Origin of the sequence: Ornithinimicrobium pulveris (assembly GCF_050261105.1) — a bacterium.
In the GTDB taxonomy this organism is placed as follows: Bacteria; Actinomycetota; Actinomycetes; order Actinomycetales; family Dermatophilaceae; genus Ornithinicoccus.
Genome location: NZ_CP189837.1, coordinates 170,201 through 186,416, shown reverse-complemented (window position 1 = coordinate 186,416; position 16,216 = coordinate 170,201). Strand labels below are relative to the sequence as shown.

Annotated in this window: 18 protein-coding genes and 1 pseudogene; 4 read left to right on the top strand and 15 right to left on the bottom strand. The window is 67.1% G+C overall.

The features are described from left to right. The first annotated feature begins 23 nt into the window (after positions 1-23). A complete protein-coding gene (locus ACQBAT_RS00815) occupies positions 24-905 on the top strand; it encodes a MerR family transcriptional regulator (protein ID WP_420746320.1) in 882 nt (293 codons plus the stop codon). Here the strand turns inward: ACQBAT_RS00815 and ACQBAT_RS00810 are convergent, their stop codons facing one another. The 7 genes from ACQBAT_RS00810 to ACQBAT_RS00780 form a co-directional block, all read right to left on the bottom strand. Next, the gene (locus ACQBAT_RS00810) at positions 906-1,463 is read right to left on the bottom strand and encodes an anti-sigma factor (protein ID WP_420746319.1); all 558 of its coding nucleotides are present in this window, start codon (positions 1,461-1,463) and stop codon (positions 906-908) included. It abuts the gene before it with no gap. Next, complete coding sequence (locus tag ACQBAT_RS00805; RefSeq protein ID WP_420746318.1) at positions 1,460-1,993, bottom strand: RNA polymerase sigma factor; 534 nt, start codon at positions 1,991-1,993, stop codon at positions 1,460-1,462. Before ACQBAT_RS00805 ends, ACQBAT_RS00810 begins: the two co-directional genes overlap by 4 nt. 20 nt (positions 1,994-2,013) lie before the next feature. Then, positions 2,014-2,499 (bottom strand): class F sortase, encoded by a 486-nt coding sequence (locus ACQBAT_RS00800; protein ID WP_420746317.1) that lies wholly within the window; start codon positions 2,497-2,499, stop codon positions 2,014-2,016. Between the two features lie 281 nt (positions 2,500-2,780). After that, positions 2,781-3,593, bottom strand: coding sequence for a DUF4397 domain-containing protein (locus ACQBAT_RS00795; protein ID WP_420746316.1), 813 nt, complete (start codon positions 3,591-3,593; stop codon positions 2,781-2,783). Positions 3,594-3,705: 112 nt separating this feature from the next. Next, positions 3,706-4,704 carry an NAD(P)H-binding protein gene (locus ACQBAT_RS00790; protein WP_420746315.1) on the bottom strand — a complete coding sequence of 333 codons (999 nt, stop codon included), beginning with the start codon at positions 4,702-4,704 and terminating at the stop codon, positions 3,706-3,708. A gap of 4 nt (positions 4,705-4,708) precedes the next feature. Continuing rightward, a complete protein-coding gene (locus ACQBAT_RS00785) occupies positions 4,709-5,434 on the bottom strand; it encodes a CPBP family intramembrane glutamic endopeptidase (RefSeq protein WP_420746314.1) in 726 nt (241 codons plus the stop codon). Positions 5,435-5,450: 16 nt separating this feature from the next. Then, positions 5,451-5,993, bottom strand: a complete 543-nt coding sequence (locus tag ACQBAT_RS00780; RefSeq protein WP_420746313.1) for a pyridoxamine 5'-phosphate oxidase family protein — start codon at positions 5,991-5,993, stop codon at positions 5,451-5,453. Positions 5,994-6,191: 198 nt separating this feature from the next. On the opposite strand from ACQBAT_RS00780, the gene ACQBAT_RS00775 reads away from it, so the two are divergent. Beyond that, a complete protein-coding gene (locus ACQBAT_RS00775) occupies positions 6,192-6,557 on the top strand; it encodes a hypothetical protein (protein ID WP_420746312.1) in 366 nt (121 codons plus the stop codon). On the opposite strand, the gene ACQBAT_RS00770 is transcribed toward ACQBAT_RS00775, so the two are convergent. Both ACQBAT_RS00770 and ACQBAT_RS00765 read right to left on the bottom strand, forming a co-directional pair. Beyond that, complete coding sequence (locus ACQBAT_RS00770; protein WP_420746311.1) at positions 6,523-7,581, bottom strand: LuxR C-terminal-related transcriptional regulator; 1,059 nt, start codon at positions 7,579-7,581, stop codon at positions 6,523-6,525. The two genes, ACQBAT_RS00775 and ACQBAT_RS00770, sit on opposite strands and share 35 nt — an antisense overlap. 9 nt (positions 7,582-7,590) lie before the next feature. Continuing rightward, the gene (locus tag ACQBAT_RS00765) at positions 7,591-8,397 is read right to left on the bottom strand and encodes a TspO/MBR family protein (protein ID WP_420746310.1); all 807 of its coding nucleotides are present in this window, start codon (positions 8,395-8,397) and stop codon (positions 7,591-7,593) included. Positions 8,398-8,446: 49 nt separating this feature from the next. Here ACQBAT_RS00765 and ACQBAT_RS00760 point away from each other — a divergent pair, with 49 nt between their 5' ends. Then, positions 8,447-9,817 carry an amidase gene (locus ACQBAT_RS00760; RefSeq protein ID WP_420746309.1) on the top strand — a complete coding sequence of 457 codons (1,371 nt, stop codon included), beginning with the start codon at positions 8,447-8,449 and terminating at the stop codon, positions 9,815-9,817. Between the two features lies 1 nt (position 9,818). On the opposite strand, the gene ACQBAT_RS00755 is transcribed toward ACQBAT_RS00760, so the two are convergent. The 6 genes and pseudogenes from ACQBAT_RS00755 to ACQBAT_RS00730 form a co-directional block, all read right to left on the bottom strand. Beyond that, positions 9,819-10,757 carry a glycine betaine ABC transporter substrate-binding protein gene (locus tag ACQBAT_RS00755; protein WP_420746308.1) on the bottom strand — a complete coding sequence of 313 codons (939 nt, stop codon included), beginning with the start codon at positions 10,755-10,757 and terminating at the stop codon, positions 9,819-9,821. An 82-nt stretch (positions 10,758-10,839) separates the two neighbouring features. Further along, entirely contained in the window at positions 10,840-11,529 is a 690-nt protein-coding gene (locus tag ACQBAT_RS00750) for an ABC transporter permease (RefSeq protein WP_420746307.1), read from the bottom strand. Further along, a complete protein-coding gene (locus tag ACQBAT_RS00745) occupies positions 11,526-12,167 on the bottom strand; it encodes an ABC transporter permease (RefSeq protein ID WP_420746306.1) in 642 nt (213 codons plus the stop codon). Before ACQBAT_RS00745 ends, ACQBAT_RS00750 begins: the two co-directional genes overlap by 4 nt. Positions 12,168-12,229: 62 nt before the next feature. Then, positions 12,230-12,940, bottom strand: a pseudogene (locus tag ACQBAT_RS00740) (ABC transporter ATP-binding protein); the annotation flags it as partial. A 136-nt stretch (positions 12,941-13,076) separates the two neighbouring features. Beyond that, complete coding sequence (locus ACQBAT_RS00735; protein WP_420746305.1) at positions 13,077-13,805, bottom strand: hypothetical protein; 729 nt, start codon at positions 13,803-13,805, stop codon at positions 13,077-13,079. Positions 13,806-13,925: 120 nt separating this feature from the next. Next, positions 13,926-14,891, bottom strand: coding sequence for a glycosyltransferase family 4 protein (locus tag ACQBAT_RS00730; RefSeq protein WP_420746304.1), 966 nt, complete (start codon positions 14,889-14,891; stop codon positions 13,926-13,928). Positions 14,892-15,321: 430 nt separating this feature from the next. On the opposite strand from ACQBAT_RS00730, the gene ACQBAT_RS00725 reads away from it, so the two are divergent. Next, positions 15,322-16,194 carry a glycosyltransferase gene (locus ACQBAT_RS00725; RefSeq protein WP_420746303.1) on the top strand — a complete coding sequence of 291 codons (873 nt, stop codon included), beginning with the start codon at positions 15,322-15,324 and terminating at the stop codon, positions 16,192-16,194. Positions 16,195-16,216 lie beyond the last annotated feature (22 nt).

The window sequence follows — 16,216 nt, the reverse complement described above, 5'->3', positions numbered from 1 at the left end:
GCTGCCCAGCCCGAGGAGGTGTCGTGGACAACCGCTACACGGTCAAGCAGGTGTCGGAACTCACCGGCGTCCCCTCCGCGACGTTGCGTGCCTGGGAGCGCCGGTATGCCGTGGTCTCACCCGAGCGGTCAGCGTCCCGTTATCGCCTCTACGGGGATGAGGACGTCAGCGCTCTGGCGCGGATGGCGGAGATGGTGCGGCGAGGGGCGCCCGCCTCGCTGGCCGCCGCGCAGGTGCGCAGATCCTCCGAACTCGGGCAGGTGCCCACGCCCCGACCCCCCAACCCGGACACGCCGCTGCCCGCCATTCGTGACCTGGTGCTCGCCGCCCGCGCCTACGACCAGATCCTCCTCACCGCGACGCTCGACGAGGTGCTCTCCCGCGCTTCCTTCGAGCGCGCCGTCTCCGAGTGGATCCTGCCCGCCCTCACCGAGGTGGGCCTGGCCTGGGAGCGCGGCGAGGTGTCCGTGGCCGGTGAGCACTTCGTGTCCGCCGCCGTGCACCGCCGCCTCGCCGTCGCCTTCGAAGCCGCTGGCCTCAACACCGGCGCCCCCGTCTGCGTCGTCGGCCTCCCACCCGGGTCTCTCCACGCGCTCGGAGCCATGTGTTTCGCGGTCTGCCTCAAGCGGCAAGGCATCGACGTGAGTTTCCTCGGCGCCGACGTGCCGGTGGAGAGCTGGGGGCACACGCTGCGCGTCCTCCAGCCAGCCGCTGCTGTCATCAGCGTCCCCACTCCCTCCGACGCACCGGTTGTCACCGATCTGGTGGCCGTCCTGAGCCGCGCCAACCCCGACACCCGGATCTGGGCCGGCGGCCTCTACGCGAGCCAGTCGCGCGCGGACGGGCTGCCCGCGTCGGTCGTCGACGCCGCCCTCCTCGTCGCGACCGAACTGCTCAAGCGCTGACTACCCGACCTCGCCCCGCACCACGCTGTTGCCCCCATGCCCGGGGTCACCGTCGAGGTGCTCGACCGAGATGTCGACGACCGGATACTCAGCCAGATCGATGCCCTGCGGCAGCACGAACTCCTCGGTCCCAGCGTCCAGCACACCGAGCGTGACCAGACCGCTCACGTCGGGACGCAGCAACCACACCTCGAGATAGCCATCCTCCGCATCCGGCAACTCATCCACCTGGACACGCAACACCTGCTGGCCGTCCCGCTCCACGACCTCGGCCTGCCCGAGCTGCCCCTCGCCGTCGACCGGACCGAGGGTGGCGCTCGCGACCACTTCCTCCGCGGGCGCGGGATCGTCGTCGAAGACCTGGGTTGCGGCATACATCAGACCGGCGCCGGCCGCGGCGGCCACCAGCAGGGGCAGCACCCGCCGACCCCTCGCCTCGGGCGCGGGCTCACCGTCCAACTCCGCCCGTATGCCGTGCCACACCGCCTCGGGCGGCGCCTGGTCGAGCTCGCCAGCCTCGCGGAGGAGCCGTGCGAGCCGGTCGTCGTCGTGGGTCATCGGTCGCCTCCCATCCGAGTGCGCAGTCGGGCGATGGTCCTGGTCAGGTGGCTCTTGACGGTGCCGAGCGGCAGCTGCACCACCTCAGCGATCTCGGGGTGGGTCAACCCCTGGACGTGGGCGAGGAGCACGATCCGCCGCTGCGGGTCACCGATCCGTTCTAGCTCCTCGTAGACCGCGAGCAGGTCGTCCCGGTCCATCTCGCTCCACTCTCCCCGCTCCGGCTCGAGCGTGGCGGGGTCAGCGGGGACCTCGGCGAGACGAGGCCGAGCTCGCAGATGGTCGGCGATCCGCCGCCGGGTGATCCCGACCAGCCATGCGCCGAGCGGCCCTTGCGACGGGTCGTAGGTCGCCCGGCCACGCCAGGCCGAGACGAAGACCTGCTGGCTGACGTCGTCCGCAGAATCGGCGCCGACCGCACGCCTGGCCAGACCGTGAATGAGCCCGCCCCACCGGTGGTAGGCCTGCTCGAGCGCCCCTTCCTCGCCACGCACCCAGGCCGCCGCGATGGCGTCGTCGGGCGCGGTCATGTCATGCACACTACGGCCCGTCACCCCTCGACCGGCGTCGCCACGACGACCAGATTGTCCTCGTAGTGCCCGCTCAAACGCGACCACTCACCGGTGCAGGTGATGAGCACGAGTTGCTCGGGTCCCTGGCGGGCGAAGAGCCGATCGACGGCCAGGTCGGCCTTGGCGACCTGTTCCCGACTCCCGATCCTGTATGTCGTTGTCGTCCCGTCCTCGAGCTCCACCTCCACCTCGGCCCCTTCCCTCACCTCATGCAGGGCCGCCAGGCTGCCAGCCCTGCCCCAGGCGTCGTCGACGTGTCCAGCCAGGACGACCGATCCGGGATGGCCGGGGGCGGGCCCGAACCGGTACCACCCGACGCGCGCCGCATCCTCCGGCACCTCCATCTGGCCGTCCGCCTGGACACCGACGGCGTCGACGGGTGCATCGACACCGGCGTCCGGGATACGGAGCCGGACGGGGGCTGCTGACGCGGACTCGGCCCGGCGGTCGGTGAGGGCGTCCACACCCGCTGGTGCCGCGGAGGGACGAGGTATCGCGAAGGTGGACTGAGGCGGTGCACTGACGGGAGTTGGCTCGGAAATCCCCTCGTCGGATTCTTCACTAGCCCTGGCCTGAACGACGCCCGTGACCGCAGGGGAGTCGGCGCCGAACTCCTCGACCGCCCCCGACCGTCCAGTCGTGAGAAGCGACGTCAGGGCCCAGGCCACCAGCCCGAGGCACAGGAGGAGTACGGCCGCGGCGCCCAGGTTGAGACGCCGCGACCGCCCCTCCGGACGGCCGAGATTCACGCCTCGGCACGCACCAGGCGCCGACCCGCCACAACAGCGCCGGCGGCACCGGCGAGCGCCAGCACGATGAGCGCCTGCTCACCCAGGCCGCCACCGAGGCCGGACGGCACACCGCCCGGGTCGCCGTGCAGTCCGTCGATGACCTGAACAGCCAGCGCCAGGTTGGCGTCCTCCGCCGAGCCCCACGCATAGACGATGGTGTTCGTGCCTTCGGCCAGGTCGACATCGGCTGGGCCGAGCACGACATCTTCGGTGCCCGCAAGCACCACATCGGCCGACACGGTCCCGGCGTCCAGGTTGAGGACCTGCTCGTTCGGGTTGGTGAGGCCCTCGATGACCGGTGAACCACCAGCGCGCACGTCGACCGCGGGGGCAGCAGCCAGGTGGCGAACGGTCAGGCGGGCCTGGCCAGCGTCCAGGGTTGAGACGTCGTTGACGAACGCGCCCAGCGTGGGAGTGCCGTCCTCGGCAAGGTGGGCGGCGAGGGTCAGGTTCGCGCCACCGGGGACCTCCAGGCCCGAGGCGGACAGAGCCGGCTCTGCCGACGCCGGGTCATCACCGTCGGCGTAGATCTCGATGTCGTACGTGCCCTCCGGCAACATCATCGGGTCGGTCAACGTGCCCGGCTCGAAGTTGGGGATGGTCTCCTCCCCGTTGACATAGACGTCGACGGTCAGGCCGGGGACGCCGTGCAGCACCGAGACTGTGGCCTCGTGGTCATCAGCGAGAGCCGGCGCCGCCGCGAGGGCGGTCGCTCCGACGGCCGTGGTCAGGCCGGCCAGCAGGGTCGTGGTGGTGGTCCTACGCATGAGCTGAACTCCTTCGTCCTGGGACGGAGACGTTCCGCCCTCACCCAGCACTACGTGCGGTCAACCCACCTTGGATGCACAAGGTTTGCACAATGTTTGCTCTGGAGCTGGGCTACCGGCGGGAGCGCAACCAAGCAGTCACGCCAGCGAGGAGCCCGAGCCCCGCCAGGGTCGCGCCAGCTACCGGGATGATGTGCTTCGGGTCCGGTTCCTCGCCCACCATCGCGCGGCGAACGGCTGTGCGGAAGGGCGTAGGTCCTCCGGCGGGCTCACCCACCAGCTCGGCCAGATCCGACTCCTGGCAGACCACGTCATGCACGAGAGAGCCAACGAGGGGCCGAGCCACCCCGGCATCCACCGGTGTCACCAGCCCCACCCAGTGGCTCGCCAGTTGCGGCGTCATCACCGGCACCGTCACGATCAGCCGCCGCCTTAACCCGGTGACCTCGGCGAAGCCGTGCATCATCTCGCGGAAGGTCAGCACGTCCGGACCTCCGACGTCGAAGGTCCGGTTCACCTCCGACGGCAGGTCCGCTGCTCCGACGAGGTAGTGCAGCACGTCATCGACACCGATCGGCTGGATCTGGTTGTCCAGCCACTTCGGCGCCACCATCGCGGGCAGTCGAGCGGTGAGATAGCGCAGCATCTCGAAGCTTGCCGACCCGGCACCGATCACGGTCGCCGCCTGCACGACCGCAGTCGGCACGCCGGACGCCATCAGGATCTCCCCGACCTCCACCCGAGACGCCAGGTGCGGCGACAGCTCTCCATCGGGATGCAGACCGGAGAGATAGACGATCCGCCCAACCCCGGCCTCCTTGGCCGCAGATCCAAAGGCCTCGGCCAACCGCCGGTCACGCTCGACAAAGTCGCCCTGGCCGTCCATCGAGTGGATCAGGTAGTACGCGACGTCCACGTCGGCGAGCGCCCGCTCCAGATCGCGCGCCTCGCCGGCGTCACCCTCGACGACCTCCACCCGCTCCTTCCATTTCTCCGGCAGCCCAGAGGCCGATCGCGTGAGGACGCGCACGGCATACCCGCGGTCGAGCAGTTGTGGCACGAGCAGCGAGCCGATGTGGCCGGTGGCGCCGGTGACGAGAGCACGGGACATGGGTTTACCTCAGGATCTGGAGCAGGGGCGGCAGCAGCAGGAGCATCCCGCCGGACCAGGTGATGTGGGTGATGATCGGGCCGAGCACGCCGCCGGTCACGCGCCGCTGCAGCCCGCAGACCAGACCGAGGCAGACGGCGGCGAGCACCAGAAGCGGGACGCCGACGGCGACCGTGGTCAGCGCGTAGATGATCGTGGTCGCGGCGACGGTGAAGCGTTGCGGGATCGCGGCATACAGGGCGCCGCGGAAGTAGATCTCCTCGGCGACCCCATTGACGAGCGTGAGCAGGAAGACGAGCGGCAGCCAGCCGTAGCGGGCGTGGTCGAGCAGGTCCTCGACGGGACCGGAGAGGAATGGGATCTGGGCGACGATGACGGCGCCGGCCAGGAAGAGCGCGAGCAGGAGCAGCCCGAGACACAGCGACTGGACCACGGCCCCGGAGTATTCCGTTCCGTCCCTCGTGTGCGCCCGTCCCAGGTGCAGGGGGCCAGAGGCGAACGCGCCGACGACCCAGGTGGCGGCGAGGGCGAGGGTGCCCAGGTAGAAGAGCGGGTCCCCCGGCTCGAGTTGGAGGGACCACCACAGGAGGGCGGCACCGATCACCAGGGTGATGGCGGCGACAATGCGGCGCCGCCGCAGGACGTGATCGGGGTCGCGCTGATCGCGCGGGACGGGTCGCAGCAGAGCTGCGTGCAGGAAGGCACGCAACTCTGCCACGGGGGTGATCACGGTGCGAGTGGTGGCGTCAGGGGAGCTCGACGACGGTGGCGCCGGAGTCGTCGTCCTCGTCCTTGTCGCGCCCGGTGACCGCCTTGGCGGTCTTGACCGCCAGGCCGACGAGAGAGTCGCCGCCCCAGTAGGTCGCGGTGTCGCCGGAGACCTTGAGGATCACGTTGTCGGGATTCTCGGGGCCGCCCTCCATGAAGGCGTCGGCGCCCTTGGACCAGAGCTGCTCCACGAGCGCGCGGTCCTCGACGATCGTGGCGGTGCCGGCGAGCGACACCCAGGCCTTCATCGAGGAGTAGGCGACGTTGACGTGCGGGTTTGCGGCGACGTCTCGGGCGACGGCGCTGCTCCGGCGGATGAGGAAAAGGACGTCCCCGTCGTCCTCGGCCACCTGGGTGGACAGCGGCCGGCTGGTGAGGCGCTCGTGCGGTGCCGAGGAGTCGGTCGTGGTGAGCATGGCGATGTCCATGCTCTCCATCAGGTCGCGGACCTTCTGCACGTCCTCGGGGTCGGAGCTGACGTTGACGGGGTCGACGGGGGATGTGTCGTGGTGCTCGGTCATGGCGCTCCTTCGGTGCTGGTTGTGCAAGGTTTGCACAAGCTTTGGCGACAGTAGCGCGGCCGGGGCGGGACTGTCCTGTTGAGCGTCCGCCACTGGCCATGTCCTCCTTGGGCCACGGCAACCCCTTCCGGTGGCCGGGAAGGGATGGGCACGCTCCTCACATCGGTCCCGCCGGGGCCTCGCCGAAAGGAGCACATCATGTCCGCCCAGCCCCAGAGCCCGAACATCACGGACTTCCCTGTGGAGGAGGTCACCTGCCTGCCGATGCCTCGCACGTCCTGGTGCGAAGACTTGCAGCGCACGACGGTCGTGGAAGAGTTCATCGGCGCGGAGAGTTTCACCGCCGCTTTGCGGGGCCTCGAGTGGGGTCCGGCGAGTCTGATCGCCGAGCTGTCGGGGCCAGGGTGGAGCACGGTGCTGCTGCTGCAGCCAACCGGCTTTTCGAGTCAGATGATCGTCACCGATCTCGACACCGGCCTCCAGCGGACCGCCAGCCGCGGGGCGGTCGCTGCCCAACTCGGCCCGTTCGTCACGTCTTTCGTCGTGGCGCGTCCGCGCCCGTGACCGACTCCTCGCCCCTGACGGCCTCATCGGTCGGATCGAGCCACCCCGCCCGCACCGCGAGGCACGCTGCCTGGAAGCAACTCTCTGCACCGAGGTGATCGAGGAGCGCCGCCACCACGCGGCGAACCGTGCGGGTAGAGATGCCAAGTCGGCGGGCGATGGTCTCGTCCTTCAGCCCGCCGGCGAGCAAAGTCGCGACCTGGCGCATCCGCGCTTCGTCGATCTTGGCGTCATTCCCCGGACCGACTCCTGCCTCGAAGGGCACCCCGGTCCCCCAGAGTTCATCGAAGAGCACGATGGCAGGCCGGATCAGGTCCGCGCCATGGAGCACCTTGGCGCCCGTCCGTCCCGCTGGCGTCACGAAGGGCAGCAGCGCGATCTCCTCGTCGATGACGATCTGCAGCAGCGGAATCGCCGACATCAGCCGGACCCGGTGCCCGAGCGCTGTCGTCTCCTCCAGGTACGTCTCCCAGTGCTCCGGCCCGAGGGATTCGCGACTCATCAGGATCCGCGCGGCAACACCACGACCTGCGAGCTGGCGATCGACCTCAAGCGACTGCTCCGTCGCCTCCGCAGACAGTGCAGCGCCGGGGTGGGTGGCGTCGACGCACCGCTGGGCGCCCTGGATCAGTTGATAGAGCCTGGCCCGCACGACAGTCGGCTCATCGATCGTCTCGACCGCATCCCCCGTGCGGCGGACGCGCGCACTCAGAAACTCCTCGAGCAGCCCACCCACCCCTTCCCGACTGGCCGCGAGCGCCTCCCGCTCCCGAGCAAGACGCTGCTCCTCCCGCTCGATCAGGATGTCGACCGCGCGGTGCGGCGCGACAACCTGGAAGCCAAGCGCCCGGGTTGGGTCGAGACTGACCAACCCGTGGCCCGAGAGTTCGGCGATCACATCATCCAGCCCCGCAGCGAACGGCCCCAGACCAGCTGCCAGTTGCTCACGCGAGGTGGGCTCGGAGTGCACCAGCTCTAGGTAGACGTGCTCGGCCTGCCCACTCACCCCGAAGCGCTCGAACATGCTCGGCCCTCAGCTCCCGGCCATGGAAGGCTCGAGCTTCCTGCTCATCCGTAGCGCGCCGACACCCAGCCCGACCACCGCGATCGCGGTGGCGATCGCGGCATACCCGACCAGGTCGGAGCGCAGGTCGCCGGTGAGACGGCCGACCGCCACCCACGCCACCCCCCACGTGACCGCGGCGACCAGGGCCAGTTGGAAGGCGGGCTGCCGAGTGCGGGTGAGCAGGAAGGCGACCAGCCCGACGACCACCGCGAGCACAGCGACGGTGGTGAACGCAGGCCCGGTCCCCTCTGCCGACACTCCCATCCCGACCAGCCAGGACGCGATGTTGGCGCAGGTGGCCACGCAGATCCAGCCCAGGTAGAGACCGAACGTGACGGCGACCCAGATGGTGTCGCCCAGGCCCTCATGGGGCAGGTCAGCGGTGCGCGCCAGGATCAGCCCGAGGGAGGCCACGATTCCGAGCATCACCAGCACCGAGACGAACACCCAGCCCGCGAAGACCACGAGCAGCCAGATGCCATTCAGCGCTAAGGACGCCGCAGCCGGCAAGCGGGTGACAGCCGCCCAGCGCGAGTCGCTGGCGATCCACTGCCAGATGACATACCCGATCAGGAAGACGTAGATCACCGACCAGATCGTGAATGCCGGACCGTGGGGCGCGATCAGGGTGGCCGAGTCGGAGAAAAGCCCCTCGCCCTGCTCGTTGACGCCGTCAGTGCCACCGACCAGGCCCATCCCGAAGGCAGTCCCGACCAGCCAGACGACAGCAGCAAAGGTCACGAGGATCTGGTCTCGGCGGAGGGTCACGGGCATAGCTGCCAGGCTAACTGCGGCGCGTCGCCGGGACCATTACAGTCCACTCATGTCCCTGGCCGACCTCACCGCGACCGAGCTCACTGCCCGGTATGCCGCAGGTCACCTCTCCCCGGTCGACGTCGCCGAGGCGGTGCTGGCCCGTGTCGACGACCGCGAGCCGGACCTCAACGCGTTCTACCTGCGAGATGACTCGGAGCTAGTGCTTGAGCGCGCAGCAGCCAGCACACGTCGGTGGGAAGCTGGCGAACCCCTTTCTGTGCTGGACGGCGTGCCCGTCACGGTGAAGGAGAACATCGCGCGGGCAGGCGTCCCGATGCCCGCCGGGTGCGCCGGCGTGGAGCCGGTCGTTCCAGAAGCGGATTCCCCGATCGCGAGGCGGGTGGTCGAGGCCGGGATGCTGGTGCTGGGATCCACGGTGATGCCGGACTGGGGCATGCTCTCCTCCGGACACTCGAGCCTGCACGGGCAGACCTTCTCGCCCCTCAACCCGGCCTGGGGCACGGGTGGCTCCAGCTCCGGTGCGGGAGTCGCTGCCGCCGCTGGCTATGGCCCGCTGCATGTCGGCACCGACATCGGCGGGTCCATCCGGCTGCCCGGCACCTGGCTCGGACTGTCGACGCTGAAACCCAGCGCGGGACGGATCCCGTTGCATGCGCCATACCTGGGACGTGTCGCTGGTCCGATGGCTCGGACGGCCGCGGACTGCGCGCTCCTCATGTCGGTCCTCGCTGGGCCAGATCCTGCGGACTGGACCTCGCTGCCTGGCGATGACTCCTCGTGGGAACTCGGCGAGGACAACCTGACCACCGCGAAGGTGGGCGTCTGGACCGAGCCTGGCTACGGCATGGACCCAGCGCTTGAAGTCGTCGCCGCAGTCGAGACCGCGGCAGACCGGCTCTCGGACGCAGGTGCGCACATCATCGAGATCAAGCCCTGGCTCGGTCAGGACCTGCTCGACGGCATCGACCGCTTCTGGCGCATCCGGTCACTCGCTGACTTCGAGCGGCTCTCACCCGCAGCCCAAGCGAAGGTGCTGCCCTACATCCAGGCCTGGGTCACCAGCGCCCGCGGTCTCTCAGCCGTCGACGCCCTCGACGCCTATGCAGCCTTCGCCCAGGTGCAATCTCGCACCGTGGCCGCCTGGGCGCGAGCCGCTCCGGGCGGGCTGGACCTGATGATCAGCCCGGTCGCTCCAGAGGCAGCACCCGCGGCCGACCTCCCGATGCCTTACCCCGAACAAGGTCGCGGCATGTGGCACATCAACTTCACGATGCCGTGGAACATGACTGGGCAAGCTGCCGGGACAGCACCAGTGGCGTCCATGTCGGACGGGCGCCCGATCGGCGTTCAGGTGATCGGAAGAGCCTTCGACGACCTAGCAGTTCTGCGCACCATGCGCTGGCTGGAGAGCGCCTAAGTCACTGCGAGTCGACGAACTCCCGCGCCACGTCCGCCGGGTCCTCACCGTCAGTGATGACCTTGACCATCATCGCCGTCAGTTCCTCTGTGGTGAGCGCAGCGGACATGTCGTTCAGCGCCTCTTCCACTGCCGGGTTGACGACATCGGAGCTGATGAGCGGCACGATGTTCTGAGCGGCGAACAGGCTCTCGGGGTCATCGAGGACGACGAAGCCATTTTCCTCGATCGACGGATCGGTCGTGAAGATGTTGGCTGCGTCCACCTGACCGTTGACCAACGCCTGGACGGTTAAGTTCCCGCCCGCCGAGAGTGACCTGAACGAGCCGAACACCACGTCATACACGCGCTCAAGACCGGCGACTCCGTTGGGTCGCGTCTCGAACTCCGGCGGGCCGCCCAGCGTCATCTCTCCCGCGACGTCCTGCAGGTCGCCGATCTCGGTGAGCGAGTGCTCCTCAGCCGTCTCCGCGGTCACTGCGATGGAGTCCTTGTTCTCAGCCTCGCTGAGCTCCAGCAACTGCAGCCCTTCGGGCAGGTTCTCCTCGACATCGGCCAGCACATCGTCGGTGGACGTTGCGGTGATGTCTGGGTTGAGGAAGGTGCCGAGTCCGCCGATGTACTCCGGGATGAGGTCGACCGACCCGTCCTCCAGGCCCGCCATGTAGGTCTCTCGGCTGCCGATGTTGAGGCGGGTGCTCACGTCGACGCCAGCATCGGAAAGCGCTGCGGCGTAGATCTCCGCAAGCAGTTCGTTCTCCGGGAAGTTGGCGGAGCCGACCACGACCTGCCCCGCGCCCTCATCAGCCGCGCCGGTCGTGTCCGCCCCCTCCTGCTCAGCCGGAGCGTCCGCCTCCTCCAGCGGGTCTCCCCCGCCGCCGCAGGCGGACAGGCTCAGGGCGGTGGTCAAGGACAGGACGGTGATCCAGGTGCGACGCATGGTGGTTCCTCCCGCGAGTTGATCAGCCCACGGTGCCACGAGATGGCTGGGCACCGCGACCTGAATCCCTGTATACCCTCCCTCACGTGGCTGCGGGTGCTCGCAATCCCGGGGAGACAGCGAACCGCTGGACGAGGGCAAGAAGGAGGTCGACCAGCAAGGCGAGGAGGGCAACCACCAGGGCACCCCCGGCCATCATCTCGTAGCGGCGAGAGGCCTGGCCGTCGATCAGGAACCGTCCCAGACCTCCGACGCCGACGATGGCAGCGATGGTCGCGGTCGCGATGATCTGGAGCATCGCAGAGCGAATGCCGGAGAGCAGGAGCGGCAGAGCGGCCGGCACCTCGACCTGCCAGAGCACCTGGCTGCCTGTCATGCCAATGCCTCGCGCTGCATCGCGCGCCGCCGGATCGACGGATTCGACCCCCGCGTAGGCGCCGGAGAGGATCGGGGGGATCGCCAGCAGGACGAGGACGATCAGGACGGGCAACTCAAAGGCCAACTCGCCGCGGAGCACGGGCAGGAGCAGCATTGTCGCCGCGAGCAGAACCCCCAGGCTCGGGATTGCGCGGAATGCCCCGGCGATGTTGATGGCCAGCCATCGGCCCCGGCCCGTGTGCCCGATGTACAGGCCGACGGGAACCGCCACCAGAGAGGCGACGAGAAGAGCCACGATCGAGATGCGCAGGTGCGTGATCGTCTGGGCCAGGATCCCTGCTGGCCCCGACCAGGAGGCGGGGTCGATGAGCCACGCGAACGTCTGCTGGATCATCGCGCATCACCCGCCCGCAGCCACGGGGTCAGCAATCGGGAGATCACGCCGATCAGCACATCCAGGGCGATGGCCAGGACCACGCAGGCGAGGATGCCGACCACCACGGGATCGAGGTCATTGCGGTTGAAGCCACGGGTAAAGAGGCTGCCGAGCTGGCTCACTCCGATGAGCGAGGCCACCGAGACGATGGACACGTTGCTGACGGCCGCGACCCGCAAGCCGGCGGTGATGACCGGAATGGCGAGCGGCAGGTCAACTGTGAGTGTGCGGCGCAACTCCCCGTAACCCATGGCGATGGCTGCCTGACGCGTCGCGCTAGGGACTGAGAGGAGGCCGTCCGCCACCGTCCTCGTCAGCAGTGCAACCGTGTAGACCGTCATGGCTATCAGGACGTTCGAGTCGTCAAGGATGCGCGCCCCCGTCACCAACGGAAGCAGGATGAAGAGTGCGAGTGAAGGGATTGTGTAGAGGAGTCCAGTGCCGGCCACGATGCCTGGCAGCGCCCAGCGGTAGCGCACTGCCAACCAACCCAAGGGAAGGCTGATCAACAACCCGATGACGAGAGGGACTCCAGCGAGGTAGAGGTGCCGAAGTGCCAACTCAACGATGGTCGACCACGCCACACCGCCGACCATTAGCGATTCTCCTCAGCGGACTCCTTGAGCCGGTGGTACCGCTCGTATTTCGACAGCACACCACCCACGAACCGCTCGACGAACTCGTCGGCGGGGTTGGCGAGGAGGGTGGCAGGCGTGTCGACTTGGGCGAGTTTCCCACCTTGCCGGAACACAGCAACCTGATCCCCCAGAGTGAGCGCTTCGTCGATGTCGTGGGTGACGAGCACGATGGTGATACCGAGATCGCGTTGAAGTCTCCGGACCTCCTGCTGCAGTTCCTCGCGGACGAGCGGGTCCACCGCACTGAAGGGCTCGTCCATGAGCACGATCTGCGGGTCACTGGCCAGCGCCCTCGCCACACCGGCACGTTGCTGCTGACCTCCGGAGAGCTGCGCCGGGTAGCGACTGGCTTGGGCAGGCGTCAGCCCGACCTTCTTGATGGCAGTCATCGCAGCATCCCGCGCGCGGCTCTTGTCCCAGCCAAGGAGCCGGGGAACCGTCATCACGTTGCCAAGCACCGTTCGATGCGGGAACAGCCCCGCGTGCTGGATGACGTAGCCGATGGATCGCCGAAGATCTGCTGGCTTGCGCGTCGCCACGTCTTGGCCGTCGATCAAGATCCGACCGGATGTCGGCTCCACCATGCGGTTGATCATCCGAAGACTGGTCGTCTTGCCGCAACCCGACGGACCCACGAAACACGTGACTTCGGAGGCGGGCACAGCGAGAGTCAACTCATCGATTGCTGTGGTGTCCGCAAAGCGTTTCGAGACTGCCTCAAAGGAGATCACTCTCTTAGCGTAGGTCTACACACTGGATCAGCGCGGGTAGGCCGTCCCGATGACAAGCGTCAGCGGCCGAGCCGACGTACACGGATTCCGGTTCCGAGGCGTTGAAGCGTTGACGCACTGGGGTGAGACTGGCGACCTACCGGTAAAGCTTGAGTTGTGGTCGGATCCCATTCGTCAGGAGCATGTGGGCCTGATGCTTCATCGAGAGGGGCTGGATGATGTCACCCAGGATTTCGCTCCACCGGATCGGATACGCAGCAGGGGCGCTGTAGGGGACGCAGTCGCGAGCCCCAGCCTCCTCAAAGGCTCCGACGAAGTAGTCGAGGCGCGCGTGCAACTCCCGCATCCATTCGGCCGTGAAAGCTGTCTCAGGGCGACAGGCGAAGCCTGATGGACCCATCACAGCACGGTAGTGCCGTCGGATGTGGTCCCCGAGCACATGGAGCAGATCCGGGACGTAGTTGGAAGTGATCTCGCGATAGCCAACGACCCAGATGGTGGCATCTGCGTTAAGGCGGCCAAGAACCGGCGCTAGAGCCTGAGTAAATGGCTTCACGTCAGCGTACACACCACCGTGGTGATGCATCACGTAGGCCCGCAGGTAGTCGGAGCGATGCACAGCGTGCAGATGTTCGAAGGACGGGTGAAACGGATGCCCCTCCACCAGCACTTCATCTGGCGAACGCACTAGGCGAACCTCCAGACCAGGTTGAGCTTCCAAGGCAGAGAGGGAGGCACGGCGGGCAGCCGACAACTCTCCACCCAGCCAGAAGGCCCAGAGCGTTTCTGGGGCCTCGCGCAGGATGCCGGTCTGCGGGGATTGGCGCGCGAGGAAGGTGTGCGCGTAGTAGGCAGGGTTATACACGAACGGCCGCCTCCGCTCCGCCCTAGCCCAGCGGCGATTGTCCACCCACAGCCGGGAATCTCGTGCCAGCCATCGAGCGCGCTTTGGCGTGACGAAGGCCTTGTGCTTGGCCTGACGGACCTATTGCCGCGTCCAGCCGCGGACCCGCAGGAGCCGATCCACCTGTTGCCACATCTGCAGATAGGTGAACCTGGCGTGGACATCGTCCGATGCCCTCCGGCCCATGTTCTCGCGGAACTTCTGGTCCTGAGTCACCAGGCGCAGCGCTCCTTGCCAGCCGTCGACGTCTAGCGGCGGGACCATGAGCGCCGTGTCTTCCGAGAAGTACTCGCGTATGGCGGGTGTGTCCGTGAGGATCACGCACGCCCCGGTGGCGGCTGCCTCCAAGGCAACTGTCTGGCCGGTGGGGTAGGCCAATTCCACGGTAGGCACGGTGACGACGGATGCAGCGGCCACCAACCGACGGTATTCCTCGTAGGGGACGCGACCGTGGAAAGTCACCTCGTCAGGGATCGTCAGGCCAGCGACGTTCCCCTGTCCTGCGTAGAGGTCGACCTGGATGCCGGTGCCGGCAACCGCACTCATCAGAGTGCCGTAGTCCCTGCCTCGATCGGCCCCGATCGCCAGGACACCCGATCGCGCTCGCACATCGGCGGGTGGGAAGAACCCTGGCGCAAACCCGAAGTTGATCGCCTCGACGCGGTCTGAGGCGAATCCGGCTTCGATGAGAAGGTCCACCTGGTTGCTGGACCAGACGAGGATCAGGTCGACTCCACTGTAACTGCGCACGACCGACCGTCGCTCCTCAGGCGTCATGGTGCGCAGTTCTTCGGCGAGCCAGCACGACAGCATCACCAGTGGCTTGCTGCAATAGGGCGGTACGCGATGTCGCTTGGCCCAGGAGGCGGCTAGAGCCTCACGCTCAAGGAAGGCGAAAACGATATCGGCACCGGCGGCTTTCCTTGCCGACCGAAAGGTCTTGTCCATTGGGCGTCCGCTGCGGTGCTCCAGCACATCGCGAACCTTGCGGTGGACTCGAAGGTTGGCAGGTGGCACCTCGACCAACTCGTAGCCCAGATCCTGCATCTTGTCGATGCCATAGGGACCAACGCTGGCGCGGTCCGCCGTGAGGACGAGGAGTCGAGTCACGAATTGACCCTACCCGCGCGCCGAGCCCTACAGGGAGATGGCATGTCGTCCTCACCGTCACCGAGGACGCCGCTGCCAACCGCGAGGGTTCCACGACGAGTTCGGAACCTACAATGTCAGCAAGCAGGCGACCATTTCTCGTTGACCAAGGCCGAACTGAGCGTCTCCGAGCAACGCGGGCGACGGCGGAAAGTTGACACCGTTTCGATCATTGACTGCTACCCATCCAGGGAGCCGGGCATGACCGCGCCAGGTTCCGCCAGTTCCGTGCTCCGCCCCGCCAAGATCGAAGCGGTCGGCCTGCCTCTGCCGACCACGTTACGATGCTCAATCAGTTACTGAACTGATGTGAGGGAAGGGCTTTGACGTGAAACGAGTCCGCATCATCATCCCGGTCTTCAACACAGGCGAGTACCTCGAGACATGCCTCAGGTCAGCTCGGGCTCAGACTTTCCCCAGCATCGAGATCGTCCTGGTCGACGACGGCTCGACGGACGCCGTGACCTTGGATCTCCTTAGACGGTTCGAGTCGGAGGGCGACGTCATACTCGTGCGTCAGCCGAACAAAGGCCCGTCAGCTGCTATCAACGCCGGCCTGGCTGGTGCGACCACTGAGTACTTCTTCCCGCTCGGAAGCGATGACCTGATCGCGCCTGATTACATCGCAGAGGCCGTGGAGGTCATGGACGCAGACCCCAGCATCGGTGTCACCTACAGCCGTGCTCGCCTATTTAGTGATGCCGACGGCATCTGGGGACTGCCAGACTTTGAGTGGAAGACCTTTCTCGTCCACAATATGATCTTCGCATGTTCACTTTTTCGCACCTCGGACTGGGCTTCCGTCGGAGGATATGACGAAAGCATGCGCAACGGACGGGAGGACCATGATTTCGTTATGAAGATTCTTGGCCTCGGTCGCACGCCTTATCGGTTGGACGCCGTACATTTCTTCTACCGCATTCGGCCCGGCAGCGTGAACGCTGAAGTCGGCAGTGATCGCCAAAAGCTCATCTCCGCGCATGCAGACATCTTCCGCAATAACATCGGTGTCTATGAGACTCACGCAGAAGATCTCTTTGCTTTCGTTTTTAGCCAGCATGACGAAATTATGGACCTTCGCCATCGGTACGCTCTCCTGGAGAGATTCAGAACTTCCTCGCCTCGCGCATTGAAGGCATTCGAGACAATCAGGGCCGTCGCCAGACGCGGTCGCAATCTCCTGAGCGCTGAGTCATCATGAAGGCGCAGCCCCGGGTCACCGT

Excerpts from the sequence above, each read along its gene's own strand:
- ACQBAT_RS00810 (WP_420746319.1), bottom strand. The coding sequence starts at position 1,463 with ATGACCCACGACGACGACCGGCTCGCACGGCTCCTCCGCGAGGCTGGC.
- ACQBAT_RS00805 (WP_420746318.1), bottom strand. The coding sequence starts at position 1,993 with ATGACCGCGCCCGACGACGCCATCGCGGCGGCCTGGGTGCGTGGCGAG.
- ACQBAT_RS00795 (WP_420746316.1), bottom strand. The coding sequence starts at position 3,593 with ATGCGTAGGACCACCACCACGACCCTGCTGGCCGGCCTGACCACGGCC.
- ACQBAT_RS00790 (WP_420746315.1), bottom strand. The coding sequence starts at position 4,704 with ATGTCCCGTGCTCTCGTCACCGGCGCCACCGGCCACATCGGCTCGCTG.
- ACQBAT_RS00780 (WP_420746313.1), bottom strand. The coding sequence starts at position 5,993 with ATGACCGAGCACCACGACACATCCCCCGTCGACCCCGTCAACGTCAGC.
- ACQBAT_RS00775 (WP_420746312.1), top strand. The coding sequence starts at position 6,192 with ATGTCCGCCCAGCCCCAGAGCCCGAACATCACGGACTTCCCTGTGGAG.
- ACQBAT_RS00770 (WP_420746311.1), bottom strand. The coding sequence starts at position 7,581 with ATGTTCGAGCGCTTCGGGGTGAGTGGGCAGGCCGAGCACGTCTACCTA.
- ACQBAT_RS00765 (WP_420746310.1), bottom strand. The coding sequence starts at position 8,397 with ATGCCCGTGACCCTCCGCCGAGACCAGATCCTCGTGACCTTTGCTGCT.
- ACQBAT_RS00760 (WP_420746309.1), top strand. The coding sequence starts at position 8,447 with ATGTCCCTGGCCGACCTCACCGCGACCGAGCTCACTGCCCGGTATGCC.
- ACQBAT_RS00755 (WP_420746308.1), bottom strand. The coding sequence starts at position 10,757 with ATGCGTCGCACCTGGATCACCGTCCTGTCCTTGACCACCGCCCTGAGC.
- ACQBAT_RS00750 (WP_420746307.1), bottom strand. The coding sequence starts at position 11,529 with ATGATCCAGCAGACGTTCGCGTGGCTCATCGACCCCGCCTCCTGGTCG.
- ACQBAT_RS00745 (WP_420746306.1), bottom strand. The coding sequence starts at position 12,167 with ATGGTCGGCGGTGTGGCGTGGTCGACCATCGTTGAGTTGGCACTTCGG.
- ACQBAT_RS00730 (WP_420746304.1), bottom strand. The coding sequence starts at position 14,891 with ATGCAGGATCTGGGCTACGAGTTGGTCGAGGTGCCACCTGCCAACCTT.